Annotated in this window: 12 protein-coding genes and 1 pseudogene; 5 read left to right on the top strand and 8 right to left on the bottom strand. The window is 60.6% G+C overall.

From position 1 onward, the window contains the following. The first annotated feature begins 8 nt into the window (after positions 1 to 8). The 3 genes from PDR5_RS10540 (at position 9) to PDR5_RS10530 (ending at position 3202) form a co-directional block, all read left to right on the top strand. Positions 9 to 1196: a type II secretion system F family protein gene (locus PDR5_RS10540; protein WP_064595139.1), complete on the top strand. Its 1188-nt coding sequence runs from the start codon at positions 9 to 11 to the stop codon at positions 1194 to 1196. Between the two features lie 76 nt (positions 1197 to 1272). Continuing rightward, positions 1273 to 1932: a hypothetical protein gene (locus tag PDR5_RS30305; protein WP_082934385.1), complete on the top strand. Its 660-nt coding sequence runs from the start codon at positions 1273 to 1275 to the stop codon at positions 1930 to 1932. Between the two features lie 307 nt (positions 1933 to 2239). Further along, the gene (locus tag PDR5_RS10530; protein WP_064595135.1) at positions 2240 to 3202 is read left to right on the top strand and encodes an IS110 family transposase; all 963 of its coding nucleotides are present in this window, start codon (positions 2240 to 2242) and stop codon (positions 3200 to 3202) included. A 25-nt stretch (positions 3203 to 3227) separates the two neighbouring features. Here the strand turns inward: PDR5_RS10530 and PDR5_RS10525 are convergent, their stop codons facing one another. Then, positions 3228 to 4127: a LysR family transcriptional regulator gene (locus tag PDR5_RS10525; RefSeq protein ID WP_064595133.1), complete on the bottom strand. Its 900-nt coding sequence runs from the start codon at positions 4125 to 4127 to the stop codon at positions 3228 to 3230. A 162-nt stretch (positions 4128 to 4289) separates the two neighbouring features. Here PDR5_RS10525 and PDR5_RS10520 point away from each other — a divergent pair, with 162 nt between their 5' ends. Together PDR5_RS10520 and PDR5_RS10515 are read left to right on the top strand one after the other, a co-directional pair. After that, positions 4290 to 5306, top strand: a complete 1017-nt coding sequence (locus PDR5_RS10520; protein WP_064595131.1) for an alpha/beta hydrolase — start codon at positions 4290 to 4292, stop codon at positions 5304 to 5306. A 63-nt stretch (positions 5307 to 5369) separates the two neighbouring features. Further along, on the top strand, positions 5370 to 6797 hold the full coding sequence (locus PDR5_RS10515; protein WP_064595129.1) for a mechanosensitive ion channel family protein: 1428 nt from the start codon (positions 5370 to 5372) through the stop codon (positions 6795 to 6797). Between the two features lie 281 nt (positions 6798 to 7078). Here the strand turns inward: PDR5_RS10515 and ycaC are convergent, their stop codons facing one another. The 7 genes and pseudogenes from ycaC to PDR5_RS29955 form a co-directional block, all read right to left on the bottom strand. Next, entirely contained in the window at positions 7079 to 7705 is a 627-nt protein-coding gene (ycaC, locus tag PDR5_RS10510) for an isochorismate family cysteine hydrolase YcaC (RefSeq protein ID WP_064595127.1), read from the bottom strand. A gap of 70 nt (positions 7706 to 7775) precedes the next feature. Next, a complete protein-coding gene (locus PDR5_RS10505; RefSeq protein WP_064595125.1) occupies positions 7776 to 9614 on the bottom strand; it encodes an amidohydrolase in 1839 nt (612 codons plus the stop codon). A gap of 45 nt (positions 9615 to 9659) precedes the next feature. Continuing rightward, positions 9660 to 10286 carry an antibiotic biosynthesis monooxygenase gene (locus PDR5_RS10500; protein WP_064595123.1) on the bottom strand — a complete coding sequence of 209 codons (627 nt, stop codon included), beginning with the start codon at positions 10284 to 10286 and terminating at the stop codon, positions 9660 to 9662. Beyond that, entirely contained in the window at positions 10279 to 10695 is a 417-nt protein-coding gene (locus PDR5_RS10495) for a DoxX family protein (RefSeq protein ID WP_064595121.1), read from the bottom strand. The genes PDR5_RS10500 and PDR5_RS10495 overlap by 8 nt, the downstream gene beginning before the upstream one ends. Before the next feature lie 138 nt (positions 10696 to 10833). Continuing rightward, positions 10834 to 11204 (bottom strand): annotated as a pseudogene (locus tag PDR5_RS10490) (DUF6124 family protein). A 218-nt stretch (positions 11205 to 11422) separates the two neighbouring features. Continuing rightward, positions 11423 to 11869, bottom strand: a complete 447-nt coding sequence (locus tag PDR5_RS10485) for a hypothetical protein (RefSeq protein ID WP_156669319.1) — start codon at positions 11867 to 11869, stop codon at positions 11423 to 11425. 107 nt (positions 11870 to 11976) lie between these two features. After that, a complete protein-coding gene (locus tag PDR5_RS29955; RefSeq protein ID WP_064595117.1) occupies positions 11977 to 16086 on the bottom strand; it encodes a YncE family protein in 4110 nt (1369 codons plus the stop codon). Between the last annotated feature and the right edge of the window lie 75 nt (positions 16087 to 16161).

The raw sequence follows: 16161 nt of genomic DNA, 5'->3' as shown, positions 1-16161 counted from the left end.
CACACGGCATGCGATTTCAACTCAAAGCAGTGGGCAAGGCCGGGGTGGTGTCGCTGAGCGTCGAGGCGCCCGGCCAGAGCGAAGCACGGCGCATCGCCGAGGATCAGGGCTTGCGCGTGGTCAGCCTGCACGCCGAGCGCCACTGGCGTTCGTTGCGCCTGAGCAAGCGTGAGACCTTCAACCTGGTGCTGTTCAGCCAGGAGCTGACCACCCTGCTCAACGCCGGCCTGCCGCTGATCGATGCGCTGGAAAGCCTGGCCGAAAAAGAAACCGCCCCCGCCGCCCGCAAAACCTTGAGCGAGCTGGTGCGGCTGCTGTACGAAGGCAAATCGTTCTCTCAGGCGTTGGGCCAGTTGTCAGCGGTGTTCCCGCCCTTGTACGTGGCGCTGGTACAGTCCAGCGAGAAAACTGGCGCGGTCGGCGATGCGCTGGGCCGTTACGTGAGCTATCGCCAGCGCATGGACGAGGTGCGGCAGAAGATCGTCAGCGCTTCGATCTACCCGCTGCTGTTGCTGGTGGTCGGCGGTGGCGTGGTGCTGTTTCTGATGGGCTACGTGGTGCCGCGCTTCAGCCTGGTGTTCGAAGGGCTGGGCTCGAACCTGCCGTGGCTGTCGCAGATCCTGATGAGCAGCGGCATGTTTCTACACGCCCATCAGGGCGAGTTTTTCGGCCTGTTGGCGACAATCGTCATCGCCCTCGCCGTGCTGCAGAAACAACCGGCGTTTCGCCGTGGGCTGGATCGGCTGGTGGAGAAACTGCCCGCCGTGCACCAGCGGATTTTCATGTATGAGCTGGCGCGGTTTTACCGGTCGCTGGGGATTCTGCTGCAAGGCGGGATTCCGCTGGTGACGGCCATGGGCATGGTGCGCGGCCTGCTCACCGTGGCCTCGCGAGCACGCCTGGATCAGGCCTGCGAGCGGGTGCGCGAGGGGCAGTCGTTGTCCACTGCGCTGGAGCTCAATCATCTGGTGACGCCCGTGTCCCTGCGCCTGCTACGCGCTGGCGAGCAGTCCGGCAACCTGGGGCAAATGATGGAACGCAGCGCCGATTTCTACGACGAGGAAATCAGCCGCTGGATCGAGTGGTTCGTGAGGCTGTTTGAACCACTGCTCATGACCTTCATCGGCCTGTTGATCGGGGTGATCGTGATCCTGATGTACATCCCGATCTTCGAACTGGCTTCGAGTATCCACTGACCTCGGGAACGGGTCGGATCACACGCAACAAGCCACATCCACGTTCCCAACCAAGACAACAAAGACGGAGAACGATATGCACATTCAAAAGCTCGTGCTCGCAATGGCCATCGGCGCAGTCCTGTCGGCGTCTACCGTATTGATTCCGGACAGCCTGTCCGGGGTGTCGAGTGTTCAGGCCAAGGATGGGGGAAGTGGTGGTGGAGGAAGCGGCGGGGGCGGCGGCGGTGGAAACGGTGGGGGTGGCGGCGGTAATGGAGGGGGCGGTAGCGGAGGCGGTGGTGGCGGTAATGGAGGAGGCGGCGGCAGCGGTGGCGGTGGTGGCGGTAATGGAGGCGGCAACGGAGGCAATGGTGGGGGTCACGGCGGCAGCGGCAGTGGCGGCAACAGTGGCAGTGGCGGCGGTGGCAACAGTGGCCACAGCGGCAGTGACCACGGCTCGGGCCATTCCGGCAACACGGCGTCATCCGGTCGCAGCGGCACGCATTCTGAACCCGGCGACGACCATGGTGTGCATCGGTCCGGAGAGATCGGAGATGACCACGGTGTGCATCGCGCCGGTGAAATCGGCGATGACCACGGCGTACACCGCGCTGGTGAAATCGGCGACGACCATGGCGTACATCGCGCCGGTGAAATCGGTGATGACCATGGCCTGCATGCAGCCGGCCAACCGGGCGATGATCGCGGTGTGCATGTCGGCGGCGAGCCTGGCGATGACAAGCGCGCCAACTAAATCACTTTGAAATGCCCTACCCCTGTGGGAGCGGGCTTGCTCGCGAAAACGTCAGGTCCGTCACTCCTGTATTGACTGACCCACCGCTTTCGCGAGCAAGCCCGCTTGTATGTTTAGACTTGAAGGGGTGGGCGGGACTAAAAGCTCGATTCCGACTCTAGCCAGTACGGACCGTGGGAGACTTCTCGTCCCGCCCTTTCTACCTAAAGCGCCGATAAGGAATTCATCGGTAAAACCGACGATAGAGGCAAGCCAGCGCTACGGTAGACCCCGACAAGCTCTTAAACCCTAGCTCCGAGGATTCGTCATGACAATCCTTACCTCGCCAACGGTGATTGGTGTCGATGTGGCCAAGGCCGAAATCGTCGTTTATCGCGAAGATCTGAAAATCATCCAGGCCATCAACAACGACCGCACATCTGTAGGTCATTGGCTGAAGACCCTGCCCACCCAAAGCTCAATCGCCCTGGAAGCCACTAATCTCTACCACCTGGACACGGCCGAACTGGCCCATGGTATGGGGCATCGGGTTTACATCGTGGACCCTTACCGGGTGAGCCATTACCGCGAAAGCATCGGTCAGCGTGCAAAAACCGACCCTTGTGACGCACGTCTTCTGGCACGTTATCTAACCAGTGAACAGCATCGGCTGCGGGTCTGGAACCCACCACCGCGGCACTACACAGTGTTGAAAAGTCTGCTTAACAAGCGTGCACAGCTGATGAAGGTCCGAGTCAGTATCAAGCTGAGCTGGTCAACCGAACCTCTTCTTGAAGATCTTTTGGCCGATGGGTTGAAGCATTTCAAACAGCTGGATCAGGCCATTCAGGAGTTGCTTCGTAAAGTCAGCCAAGAAGCCGGAATTAGTGAAAACATCAGACGCTGCAAAGCGATTGAAGGAGTTGGTGAACTCACGGCAACGGGCCTGGCAACTACATATATGCGAGGTGAGTTCGCCAGCGCCGATGCGTTCATCGCCTTTCTGGGAATGGACTTGAAGGCAAAGGACTCAGGCAAGAAACACAGTCCTCGCCACTTGAGCAAAAAAGGTGACGGGGAATTACGGCGTCTTGCACACAATGCAGCTATGGCAGCTTGTCGGTCCCCTGTCTGGAAACCGTTCTATGATTCCTATCTGGCAAGAGGTCTAGCCAGAACCCAAGCCTTGGTCATCCTCGCCCGCAAGCTTTGCCGGGTGGCATTCGCCCTCATGAAAAACCAGAGCGAATACCAACCGAATTTAAGGTTGCAGGGTTCCCCTGCAACATAGAATCTCCCACAATGTTTTGTAGCGCCTACAAAACGCCTTTTGTCTGATCCAGCCGCTCGCGCAAAAACTCGATCAACGCCTGCACCGGCCGCGACGCCTGGCGATGCTGCGGGTACACCGCCGACAGAGTCAGCGGTTCCGGCCGAAACTCGTCCAGCACCGGCACCAGCCGCCCATCCTTCAACGCCGCGCCAACGATGAACGTCGGCAGATAAGTAATCCCCATCCCCGCCACCGCCGCATCCCGCAGCAACTCACCGTTGTTGACGCGCATCCGCCCGGTGACATTCACCAGCAGCGGCTTGCCCTGCCCCGCGTTGAACCGCCACTGCACCGAACGCCCGTGACCGTAAGGCAGGCAGTCGTGGCCAAGCAGATCTTCCGGTTTGACCGGCGTACCGCGCTCGGCCAGATACCCAGGACTGGCGCAGTACACCCGCTCGATTGACGCGATGCGTCGGGCGATCAGGGTCGAGTCCTCCAGCACACCGATGCGCAGCGCCAGGTCGTAACCTTCGCCCAGCAGATCCACCGGCCGGTCACTCAGGTCCACTTCCACCGTGACCTCGCGATAACGCTGCAGAAACGGCGGCAGCAAACAGCCCAGATGCGCCAGCGCAAACGACAGCGGCGCACTCACGCGAATCGCCCCGCGCGGCTCGGCAGTCTGCCCGGCAATGCCCTGCTCCACCGATTCCACTTCGCCGAGCAAGCGCAGCGCCGATTCGTAATAGCTCTGACCCAGCGGCGTCACGTCCAGACGCCGGGTCGAACGGTTGAGCAATCGTACGCCGAGGCGCTCTTCCAGTTGCATCAGGCGACGGCTGACGAACTGCTTGGACAGGCCCAACTGATCGGCCGCCGCCGTGAAGCTGCCGGAGTCCATGACCTGGCAAAAAATACGCATGTCTTCGAACGGGTTCATTGTCACTCTCTGGTTGACAGTTAAACGCTTTATAGCCGCTTTTTCACTTTCCGGCACCTCATTAATCTGTGCTCACGGTGTTGCTGAGGCCTGAAGCCCAGCGCCACAGCAGCCCGATCCCAAGGCATACAAAAACTCAAACGACTTAAAAAGGAATTGCACATGAACATCAAGAAAACCCTCGTCGCTTCCCTCCTCGCCCTGTCCATCGGCAACGCCTTCGCCGCCGAAAGCACTGGCGTCGAACACAACACTCAGGCTTTCCTCGACGCCCTCGCCGCTGGCGGTGGCAAACCCCTTGAGCAACTGAGCCCGAAAGACGCCCGTGCGGTGCTGACCGGCGCCCAGGCTTCGGTGAAGGTTGACCTGTCCGGTGTTGAAGTCAGCGACAAGGCGATCAAGGTCGACGGCCAGACAATCAACCTGAAAGTGGTGCGTCCGGCCAAGGTCAAGGGCGAGCTGCCGGTGTTTATGTTCTTCCACGGTGGCGGCTGGGTGCTGGGCGACTTCCCGACCCACCAACGCTTGATTCGTGATCTGGTCGTGGGTTCTGGCGCGGTCGCGGTGTACGTCGATTACACGCCGTCGCCGGAAGCGCAGTACCCGACCGCGATCAATCAGGCTTACGCCGCGACGAAATGGGTGGCCGAGCACGGCAAGGACATCGGTGTCGACGGCAAGCGTCTGGCGGTGGCCGGTAACAGCGTCGGTGGCAACATGGCAGCGGTCGTGGCGTTGATGGCCAAGGAGCAGAAAACCCCGGCCCTGCGCTTCCAGTTGCTGATGTGGCCGGTGACCAACGCCGGGTTCGATAACGGCTCGTACCAGCAGTTCGCCGAGGGCCATTTCCTGACCAAGGGCATGATGCAATGGTTCTGGGACAACTACACCACCAACCCGGCCGAGCGTGCGCAGATCCATGCCTCGCCGCTCAACGCCAGCGCCGAACAGCTCAAGGGCCTGCCCGCCGCACTGGTACAGACCGCCGAGTTCGACGTGCTGCGTGACGAAGGCGAAGGCTACGCCCGCCACCTCGACGCGGCCGGTGTGCCGGTGACCTCGGTGCGCTACAACGGGATGATTCACGACTTCGGTTTGCTCAACCCGCTGAACGGAATTCCTGAAGTGAAAGCCGCCGTGCGCCAGGCCGCGGCAGAACTCAAGACCCACCTGAACTGAGTGCAACCCCTCGCCACACCTTCGGGTGTGGCGTTTTCTTTTGTGTCCGCCGGAGTTCACCTCATGAGCCTTTTTTCTGCCCACCTGCTGTCCTGGAGCGCTCTGCTGCTGGTGCTCGACACCTTGCTCTGGCACCTCGCACCGTTCAAGCATCGCGCGCAACGGGTCGCCGTGCGACTGGTGCTGTTCCTGGCCTTCAACGCGCTGGCCATCAACGCCGGCGTCAGCCCATTGCAGGCGCCGCTTTTTGCCGACGACCCGGTGGCGCAACTCGGAGCGACGGCACTGGGCATTCTCTGGTGGCTGTACGCCGCGCGGGTGCTGACCGAAGTCATCGGTCTGATCCTGATGCGCCGCATCGGTCACAGCGGCCGCCTGCTGCAGGACGTGATCGGTGCGCTGGTGTTTCTGGCGGCCATCGTCGCAGCGGCCGGTTATGTGCTGGATCTGCCGGTCAAAGGCCTGCTGGCGACTTCCGGGGTGGTGGCGATCGTCATTGGTCTGGCGCTGCAAAGCACCTTGGCCGACGTGTTTTCCGGCATCGTGCTCAACACCACCAAGCCATATCAGGTGGATGATCTGGTGGTCATCGACGGCGTCGAGGGCAAGGTGCTCGACATCAACTGGCGCGCCACGCACCTGCTGTCCAGCAGCGGCACTCTGGCCGTGGTGCCTAACTCGGTGGCGGCCAAGGCCAAGATCGTCAACCTCAGCCGGCCGAACAACCTGCACGGCGTGTCGATCAGCATCAAGGTGCCGAACCACATCCGCCCGCGCCGGGTGCTCGACGCCCTCGACCGCACGCTGCAAGGCAGCAGCAGCCTGTTGCTGTCGCCTGCGCCGAAAGCCGTACTGAAAGAGGCCGGCGAAGAAATGTCGGAATACGTGGCCAGCGGTTTCATCGCCGAACTGGGCAAGAAAAGCGACGTGCGCAATCAATTGTTCGACCTCGCCCACCGCCACCTCGAAGCCGCCGGCATCTCGCGGCATCCGGATGGCGTGATCGAACCTTCGACCCGCGCTCGCGCGTTGCTCGATGAAGTGAAAATCTTCCGCTCGCTGAGCCATGAGGAACGCGATCGCCTCGCCGAATCGATGGTCGCGCAGCAGTACAGCGCCGGGCAGGTAGTGCTCAATCTGGAGGAAGTCCCGGACAGCCTGTTCGTCATCGCCACCGGCGTGGTCAGCGCCAGCGTGCCGGACGGCAACGGCTTCACCGAGGCCGGGCGCATGGGGCCGAGCGAGGTCATGGGCGAGCAGAGCATTCTGGCCGACACGCCTTCGCAAGCGACGTTTACCGCGCTGACCTCTTCGATCATTTATCGCCTCGACAAGAACCTGACCCGCCAGTGCATGGAGCAGCGCAGTGAAGTGGGTCGGGCGTTGAACAAGTTGCAGGCGGTGCGGCAGCAAAACAGTCGGCTGGCGTTGATGGCCAAGCCTGTGCCGGTTCGCAAGGGTGGGTTTTTGGGGTGGTTGCAGAAGCGGTGATGTTTGCGGGTTCAGAATCGTTGCCACCTTCAAGATCTACCCCCTCACCCCAGCCCTCTCCCCCAGGGGGGCAAGGGGGAAAGGGAGCCGATCTCCATGAAGTTCAGGTCCTGAGTTCGACTCGATTTTTCAGGTCGATGTACCTCGAAAGAACACCTCGGTTGGCCCCCTCTCCCTCCGGGAGAGGGCTGGGGTGAGGGCTGGTTTTCGAAGTGAAAATACACACTCACCAACACCGCAAAAAAAATGCCCGCTCTTCAGCGGGCATTTTTTTTAACCAATCACTGGGCAGTGAACTTGGTGTAGCTGTTGATCAGGTTGCGATAGTTAGGCAGACGCTGGGACAGCAGATTCGCCAGGCCTTCCATGTCGTTGCGCCAGTCACCCTGCAGCTCGCAGGCCACAGCGAACCAGTTCAGCAGGTGTGCACCGGCAGCCGACATGCGCGCCCACGCCGCTTGTTGCACGGTGGTGTTGAAGGTGCCGGAAGCGTCAGTCACCACAAACACTTCAAAGCCTTCGGCAATGGCCGACAGGGTCGGGAACGCCACGCAGACGTCAGTCACCACACCGGCGATGATCAGTTGCTTGCGGCCGGTAGCCTTGATGGCCTTGACGAAATCTTCGTTGTCCCAGGCGTTGATCTGGCCAGGACGGGCAATGAACGGCGCGTCCGGGAATTGCTCTTTCAGCTCAGGCACGATCGGGCCGTTCGGGCCGGAATCGAAGCTGGTGGTGAGGATGGTCGGCAGGTTGAAGAACTTGGCGATGTCGCCCAGTGCCAGCACGTTGTTCTTGAACTCGTTCGGCGAGAAATCCTGTACCAGCGAGATCAGACCGGTCTGGTGGTCGACCAACAGTACAACGGCATCGTCTTTGTTCAGGCGGCTGTAAGGAACGTTGCTCATGTGAAACTCCTCGATGGATGGTTATTGCGGGGAGCGCCGCTCACACAGAGCGACGCTTTTTTCAAAAGGATCAGAACGCGAAGCAGGAGCAACCGAACGCGCCCCAGAAACCGGCGAAATCGCTGACCGGAGCATTCGACATCCGTGCTTTTTCATGGCTGTGGGTATGCACCGCGCACGGGCCGCCGCACTGGTGAACCTGGGCCTGCAAGGGCGAATTCGGGCGCCAGTGGCCCGGGACTTTCACCACCGGCGACCAGTCCGGCAGCACCGGCAGCGAACGTGGGCCGAGGTCTTCGAAGTCGCCAGCGGCGTACACGATCTTGCCGCCAACCACTGTCATGACCGACTCGATCCACTTGATCGCTTCTTCTTCGACACTGAAGAAGTCCGCGCTCAGCGCTGCCAGGTCCGCCAGTTGCCCGACCTTGATCTGGCCCTTTTTGCCCTGCTCGGACGAGAACCAGGCGCTGCCGTGAGTGAAGAGTTCCAGCGCGGTGCTGCGTGGCAGACCCTCTTCGTACAGCGCCAGACCGCCAACGGTGCGACCGCTGACCATCCAGTACAGCGAAGTCCACGGGTTGTAGCTCGACACCCGGGTGGCATCGGTGCCCGCGCCGACCGGTACGCCTTCGGCGAGCATGCGCTTGATCGGTGGGGTGGCTTCGGCGGCTTGTTTGCCGTAGCGGTCAACGAAGTATTCGCCCTGGAACGCCATGCGATCCTGAATCGCGATGCCGCCGCCCAGTGCCCTCACCCGCTCGATGTTCTGCGGGGTGATGGTTTCGGCGTGGTCGAAGAACCACGGCAAACCGTTGAACGGAATGTCGCGGTTGACCTTCTCGAACACGTCGAGCATGCGGCTGATCGATTCGTTGTAAGTGGCGTGCAGACGGAACGGCCAGCGCTGTTCGACCAGGTGGCGCACCACCGGCTCCAGCTCCTGTTCCATGGTCTGCGGCAGGTCCGGGCGCGGCTCGAGGAAGTCTTCGAAGTCCGCTGCCGAGAACACCAGCATCTCGCCGGCGCCGTTGTGGCGCAGGAAGTCATCGCCCTGATGCAACTTGACGCTGCCGGTCCAGTTCTGGAAGTCGGTCAGCTCTTCTTTCGGCTTCTGGGTGAACAGGTTGTAGGCGATGCGCACGGTCAGCTGGTCGTCTTTGGCCAGTTGTTCGATCACCTGATAATCGTCCGGGTAGTTCTGGAAACCGCCGCCGGCATCGATGGCGCTGGTCAGGCCGAGGCGATTGAGTTCGCGCATGAACTGGCGGGTCGAGTTGACCTGATATTCCAGCGGCAGCTTCGGCCCCTTGGCCAGCGTCGAGTACAGGATCATCGCGTTCGGCCGCGCCACCAGCATGCCGGTCGGGTTGCCGTTGGCATCGCGCACGATCTCGCCACCCGGCGGGTTCGGCGTGTCGCGGGTGTAGCCGGCCACGCGCAAAGCGGCGCGGTTGAGCAACGCACGGTCATACAGGTGCAGGATGAACACCGGGGTGTCCGGTGCGGCCTGGTTGATTTCTTCGAGGGTCGGCATGCGTTTTTCGGCGAACTGGAATTCGTTCCAGCCACCGACCACGCGCACCCATTGCGGGGTCGGTGTGCGGTCGGCCTGATCCTTGAGCATGCGCAGCGCATCGGCCAGCGACGGCACGCCTTCCCAACGCAGTTCGAGGTTGTAGTTCAAGCCGCCACGGATCAGGTGCAAGTGCGAGTCGTTGAGGCCGGGAATCACGCAGCGGCCTTTGAGGTCGACCACTTGAGTGCCGGCGCCCTTGAGGGCCATCGCCTCGGCATCGTTACCGACGGCGACGAAACGACCGTCCTTGATCGCCACGGCACTGGCGAGGGGTTTTTCGCGGTCTACCGTATGAAATTGGCCATTGAACAGAATCAGATCGGCGTTCATCGCAGTTCCTTCGAGATAAGTGAAACGGAGCCCGGACCCAGCGCTTCAGCGCAGCGGGTTGGCATTGGATTCGAGGTGTTTGTGTGACTGACCGGCTTCCAGCCACGGCGCGAACAGACGGGTCACCGGCGGCATGAACACGTAGACCACCGACACCACGATGGTCAGGGTGATCAGGAACGTGGCGACCACGTAGTTGGAGAGAAAGGCATTGAGTTGCAGCAGCGGCCCCCAGATCAGCGGCACCAGCAAGGTGTGCGGCAGGATCACCAGCAGCGTCACTACAGCCTGCTTCCAGCGCGGTGGCGGTGAGCCGGCCTCGGCCAGCGGCGTGAACCAGAATTCGTTGGCCGCATTGACTTCGGTCTGGTCGCCGTCGGCGAGCATCGGCGCGGCTTCGTCGATCAGCTTCTGACGCTGCGGCGAATCGAGCCAGCGCTGCATCGCCTCGGTCGAGCAATAACGCAGCACGCAGGTGAACAGTGCGAGCCCGCCCTGCTGGCTGCGCATTACGTCCACGCCCAAGTGCCCTTCTTCGCGCCCCGCCACGCTGACAATGTTGCGCAGCCAGGCTTCGTAAGGCTGCTCAAAACCGGCCTTGACCCGGTGCTTGACGATCAGCGTCACGGTTTCTTCGGGTCCCGGTTTTTTCAGGGTCTGGGCATCAGGCATAACGGAGTACTCCGGGCAAACGAACATTGAGCGCCAGCCGTCCGGGCCCGGCGATCAGAACAGTGGTGAAGAGGATCAACAGCAACCAGCCGAACTGCCCTTCGGCCACACTCCATTGCGGATGCACAAGCAGCAGCGCCACCAGCAGCACAAAGAGAATAGGCAAGCACGCCAGACGCGCCAGCACCCCGGCGACGATCAGCAGCGGACAGAGGACTTCGGCGAAGATCGCCAGAATCAAAGTGAGGTGGGCACCGAGGTGGAACGGGTCTTCGATTTGTTGCAGCTGCGCGCTGAAGTCCAGCAGCTTGGGCAAGCCGTGGACGAACAGCAGAAACAGTCCGCCGGCGACCCGCAGGAACAGCAGGCCGAGATCTTGCGCCTGGTCATTGCGTTGTACAGCGTTCATGAGCCCACCTTGATCAATCATTGCAGGCCATGGTGCAACGATTGACCGGGGGGAAATTGGATGGGTGTGCTCTCTTTTTGAGAGCATCGTCGATCGTTCCCACGCTCTGCGTGGGAACGATCAGTGGAACTGAGCAGATTACAGCGGCGCCTCAGTCTTCAACTCCAGATTATCCAGCACCCGATTCACCGCCAGTTCACCCAGCATGATCAACTGCGCAATCCCCAACAGCACATGCCGCTGCGGGCCGTCCACCAGCCCGGCGAAGTCATTGGCCATGACCTTGGCCGAGGTCAGGGTTTCGCAGGCATCGGCCAGCAGTTCTTCGCTGTCGATACCGGGGGCGATGAGGTAGCGGGTGTTGGGTTTGAGCAGCGGTTTTCGGGGGAGCAGCGGATTGAGGTAGTGATCGAGGGCGCGCTCGGCGGCTTCGTGGAATTTCTTGGAATCGAGGGTTTCGTAGGGCGGGTGGGGTCGGTTTCGGGTGGATTGGGTGTTGGTTTGATCATGGTAAAACTCCCTGATTGATGGAGCTGCCACGGTTCGCTGCGAAACGAAGGGAGGTGGCAGCTGTACGCGGGTTCGCAGACCGGGAATCAAGGAACCCGGCATACCCGAAGGTATCCCGCGCACAACCGCCATTACGCGACCAGCAACCACTGCTGAACGGAAATGACGCGATGGGCGCCTTGATTAATCCGGGCTGCGAAACCCGATCGCTGATTCGTCAGCGACCGGCAAACAATAGAACCCGCCCCCAAGGCGCACAAGCCGGCGGATTCTGGCGGATGCGTAGGCAAAGGCGCAAGGTTGCGTGGCTTTGCGGACATAACCTTAAACACACTTCAACAAGCACGTTGGCTTGAATCGAAATGACAAAACCCGCGCTCCCGGTTGAATGGAAGCGCGAGTTTTCAGGGTTGGGGGGTGTTAAATAAATGCGTCCCCTTTTCTCGGCCAGGTCTTCGTCGCCCAGGGCATCGAGCACCTGCGGGGCGAGGAAGGCGTTGTCCGCGTCCTCCAGGTCGGTCTGCGCCGAGAGCGAATACAGCGACCAGTTGTTGACCGTGTCGCGGATCTCGTAGCGGACCACCAGCGGGCCGCCGCCGGGCTGGGTGATCAGTTCGGGGCCGACGAACAGGCGGATCGGATGAGTCAGGTCGGTGATCGGCACGAAGCGCACACTTGAGTAATGATCGGACGCAAGGCTTCGCCTTCGGACTCATAGCTACATGTCGCGAAGTCGATGCATCGGCGCGGTAAAGGCCCATTTTTGCTTTACTAGTACGATCCCACGTCCACTACCATGATCGTTCTTTTGGTGTCGTTGCCGACGTAAAGACGATTCCCGTCGTTGCTGAGCGCAATGGCGGAGGTCATGCCGTCGAAGTAGATAGTGTGCAGCACTCTCAGAGCTGATATATCGATGATCGAGACCGCTTGGTCGTGCGTCACGAACGCACGAGTGCTGTCCGAACGAACAGCGATGTGTCCCGAGTCAAGCCCGAATTTTCCGACACGAATGCTTCCCCTCACGGTCAGACTCACAGTGTCAATGAGCGCCACGTCACCGCCGAATGTACACACAAGTGCATAAGCGCCGTTGGGGGTCACGGCGACCTTCCCTCTGCCGCCCCCCTGCTCAAGTGTCAGTATTTTGATAACTGTGTTGCTTTGGGTGTTGAAGACAGTATGACCGCCGCCATCGGCGTTATTGATAAAGGCACGGGCCCCATCGGGAGTCAGTGCGAGTCTTTCAGCCCGTCCGCTCGTGAGTCTGACGTAGTTGGTTGTCTGATTGACTAGATCCACGATCGCGACGCCACCTTCGTAAGTAACCGCGGAAAGCGCTACATAAGCGCGATTTCCGTCCAAGGAGAGGTCAATATCATTGCCCTCAAACCCTTGAAGCGTTATGTAGCGGGTGATCTCTTGAATCCTAGGATCGATTATCGAAAGAGACGTAGGGTTTCGATTGACGGTCACAACGCGCGCGCCATCACGGCTGACAGCAATAGACCACGGACTTGCTCTGGGCTCCTGAATTTTCTTGATGACACGCAGATTGAGTGCATCGATGATCGAGATCGCACCCTCACTGCTATGACAGGCGTACACATAGCTGCCGTCTGGACTGAGTGCGAAGTCTCGCATAAGAGGGCCGACAGGGATGCTTGCGACCAAACCATATACGTATAAGGCCCGTTCGTCGGACACCGGGTTGTTCCCGTACCGGGCCTTGGCGGTAAAACGGTGTGGCCCGGGCAACAGGCCGGTCACCAGCAGGGTCCAGATGCCGGTGCCCGGATCGGCCACGGGCTGACCTTGGGACACGCTGCCCAGCAGCACATCGACCTTCTGGCCCTTGGCGGCGACGCCCGACAGGGTGACCGCCGTTTCCACGGTGAATCCGTCCGGCGGAATCTCGTCCCCGCTGGGTGAGCCTTTAGCCGAGGTGATGGTTGGCGCAGTGGCAGCGGTCACGGTGAAGGTCCGCGGATCCGAGACCTGCCCCGAACCATACAACGCCTTGGCCGTGAAGCTGTGCGGTGTTATGTCCAGCCCGGAGACCGTTTTGCTCCAGACCCCGGTGACCGGGTCTGCGGTTGCTTCGCCTTTATCGTCGTCATCATCCAGAATCTGCACTTTCTGACCCTTGCTGGCCGTGCCCGTCAGGGTCACGGCCGTTTCCACGGTGAGTCCGTCCGGCGGAATCTCGTCCCCGCTGGGTGAGCCCTTGACCAAGGTGATCGCGGGTTTGCTGTCCTCGATGGCTTTGATGGTGTAGGTGCGCACCGGGAAGGTCACTGCTTCGTTTTCGTCCTGGCTGCCGCCGAACGCAACCTTGAACTCAATCGTTAGCGGAGTACCATGCTTGAGGTTCTTGAGCTCGGCCAGAACCGGCGCAAGGACATCCTCTTCGTAATGGCTGCTGATCCATGCCGGATCGATAACCCTGGAGTGGGGCGCTGTCCAGACGACCCGATCATAAGGGCCATTGGCGTTGGTGCCTTTGAACCGTAGCCACACATACTGCCCTAGGGCAATCAGTGGCCATTTCAGGCTGTGCAGGCGCGCGTTGGTGCTGATGGCGTTCAGATCCAGCTCCGGCCCTTCGCCGTTGTTGGCCGCCTGGAGGATTTTCGGTGTGTGCGACAGATTCAGCGTCAGCGCCAGCACCATCAGAGACCTGATGTCCGACGGTTGCGGGTCCTGGCTGCCGCGCTTGACCGTATAGCTCACGTTCACCGACTTGTTCAGGTTGAAGGCCACCACGCTGTTGGCCAGTGGAATCTCCTGCGGACCGAGCACGGTGACGGTTTTTTTCGGCGCGGTGTGTGAACCGCCTGGCGGCGTCTCCGCAGCTCCGCTCCAGGTGACAATGATTTCATCATCGAGCGCCATGACGACGTAGTCCACGACGGCGGTCAACTCGTCCTTGGCGTCGATCGGGTCCAGGCGAGTGTCATCGGGGGCCTCCTTGATCTTCGGGGGCTTCAGGTCGAGTTTCACGCCAACACTGAACTCCAACGGATTCGAATAACTGGGCTTGCCCGTCGCATTCCGATCGATGTGATAGCGGACCCTCAACTGTTCACCTCGATGGGCTTCAAAATGCTGCTGTACAAACGCCGCATCGAGCAGGAATGTCACGTCTTTGCCGGCACTCAGTGAGTTGAGGGGCTTGTCGTCCTTGAACAGCAACTTGTCCTGGGCATCATACAATTGCCAGTGCACCACATCCTTGGGCAGGGTCGGATTGTTCACGGGGTTGGGGCAGGTGACTTTGCTGATGCCGTTGGGCAAATCCTCGGGTTCAAACGTACCGTCCTTTTCACCGAGCAGGATGGCCGGAACCAGCTCAAGCCTCGGCTCGCCGATGTTCAATTGCGAGGCTGGCGGGGAAGGCCTGCGAACGATCTCGTCGTTCTCGCCTTCGCTGAGCACGTCGTACGACACCACCAGGGTGCCGCCTTCGCCGGGTTTCAGGTACTTGGGGCCTGAAATGGGGACGATGAAGCCCTCGGGGTCATCGGCCTCCTGTTGGGTCGGAGAGATCCAGTCCAGCTCGGGCTCGAAAACGGTGCCATCCGCAAGGGCAATGCTCCAGTGAATTTCAATGGCGTTGTCCGGGGTGATCAGCGGATCGTAGGGGATGCGGACGATCACGTTCGGCAAGTCTGGATTCAGCGCTCCTCCCACCTCACTTTCGACTTTGGGCGCTGCCAGGCGTTTGGGCTCGCCGATGATATTGATGAAGCGGCCTCTGGAGCGCTGAATAATGCTGCCGTCCCGTTCCAGGTCGAAGAAAAACACACTCTGGGTTTTTGCCAATGCCCGGGCACCGTCGTTGTCCATCAGCACCTCGACCACCAGCGGTGGTGTTTTGTTGATGGTCTGGCGGGCATCGACCTGGATGCTTTCGCCGTCGAGGGTGGTGCCCTGCATGTGCATGATGATGGTGTCGCCCTGGTTGTAGTCAACGGACGATGCTGCATAGACCTGGAGCAACAATGGCTCTTTATCCAACTGATCGACGTCGAGTTCGTTCCCGTCGGCCTGCTCAAGAATCGGCGCATCCAGCCGCGAGTTGCCGGTGTCGACGACGATGCGCGTTTCCTTGCACCAGTCCTCGGAGTCGTTGTCTGCAAAGTCTCTGACGAAGAACGACACCGCCAGCCCTTCGCTCCCTGAGTCGCTGGCTTCAAGGATGACGTCCTCGCTGATGTGGACCTCGATAGGGTTGTTCAGCGGGTCGTCGATCTGCTCCTGGGTGACCGGATCCGACGGCACCCTTTTGCCGCCCCAGCTTACCCAGCTCACGTCACCCACGGCGATTTCGGGGTAAGGCAGGTTCGAGCTGCTGCCGGGTTTGGCCACGACCAGAACGTCCACGCCTTTTTCGGCGGTGTCCTTGTCGACACCGTCCTGGACAATTTCCGACGGCCTGAACTCCATGTGCAGGTTGGAGTGACCCTGCCCGGGATCGGTGTCCTGGCCGGCGGGGATTTCCAGTTTGACCAAGAGTTTGAGCGGTGGCGTAAAAAGTTCTGGCGCCTGGTTGAAGCGCGTCACCCGATAGGCCAGATCCCACGTGCCGCTCTGAAAACGACCCGGTGCGACGAACAGGGTGGTGCGCTGGGTCTTTTCGGCATCCTGGGTAACGGTTTGATGGTCGACCGGGAAGTTGTTGAGCAGCAGCTCGACCTTGTCGGCCAGATCTTTGTTCGACCAGACCGGGATCTGCACCTTGAGACCCAGAGTGGGAGAGTTGAGCAGTGCGGCGGCGCGGTTGATGGCCCATTCTCCGCTCGGCAGCTGCTTGGCGCTGGGGATGTCTGGGTCGAGCAAGGCGAGGGTGCCGGTGTCTTTTTTGGGTTGGACGAGCATGACGGGAACTCCTGCCGAAAGATATGGACGGTGGAGTGATTGAGCGATCAAACGGGTAATTTGGCTACTGTCAGA

This window comes from Pseudomonas sp. DR 5-09, from assembly GCF_001655595.1.
In the GTDB taxonomy this organism is placed as follows: Bacteria; Pseudomonadota; Gammaproteobacteria; order Pseudomonadales; family Pseudomonadaceae; genus Aquipseudomonas; species Aquipseudomonas pharyngis.
The sequence above is the reverse complement of the archived record's forward strand: the minus strand, read 5'-3'. Positions and strand labels throughout refer to the sequence as shown.

What these genes read in the sequence shown, in the direction of transcription:
- PDR5_RS10540 (WP_064595139.1), top strand. Translation starts at nt 9, where the DNA reads ATGCGATTTCAACTCAAAGCAGTGGGCAAGGCCGGGGTGGTGTCGCTG.
- PDR5_RS10495 (WP_064595121.1), bottom strand. Translation starts at nt 10,695, where the DNA reads ATGAACGCTGTACAACGCAATGACCAGGCGCAAGATCTCGGCCTGCTG.
- ycaC (WP_064595127.1), bottom strand. Translation starts at nt 7,705, where the DNA reads ATGAGCAACGTTCCTTACAGCCGCCTGAACAAAGACGATGCCGTTGTA.
- PDR5_RS10505 (WP_064595125.1), bottom strand. Translation starts at nt 9,614, where the DNA reads ATGAACGCCGATCTGATTCTGTTCAATGGCCAATTTCATACGGTAGAC.
- PDR5_RS10525 (WP_064595133.1), bottom strand. Translation starts at nt 4,127, where the DNA reads ATGAACCCGTTCGAAGACATGCGTATTTTTTGCCAGGTCATGGACTCC.
- PDR5_RS29955 (WP_064595117.1), bottom strand. Translation starts at nt 16,086, where the DNA reads ATGCTCGTCCAACCCAAAAAAGACACCGGCACCCTCGCCTTGCTCGAC.
- PDR5_RS10515 (WP_064595129.1), top strand. Translation starts at nt 5,370, where the DNA reads ATGAGCCTTTTTTCTGCCCACCTGCTGTCCTGGAGCGCTCTGCTGCTG.
- PDR5_RS10500 (WP_064595123.1), bottom strand. Translation starts at nt 10,286, where the DNA reads ATGCCTGATGCCCAGACCCTGAAAAAACCGGGACCCGAAGAAACCGTG.
- PDR5_RS10520 (WP_064595131.1), top strand. Translation starts at nt 4,290, where the DNA reads ATGAACATCAAGAAAACCCTCGTCGCTTCCCTCCTCGCCCTGTCCATC.
- PDR5_RS30305 (WP_082934385.1), top strand. Translation starts at nt 1,273, where the DNA reads ATGCACATTCAAAAGCTCGTGCTCGCAATGGCCATCGGCGCAGTCCTG.
- PDR5_RS10530 (WP_064595135.1), top strand. Translation starts at nt 2,240, where the DNA reads ATGACAATCCTTACCTCGCCAACGGTGATTGGTGTCGATGTGGCCAAG.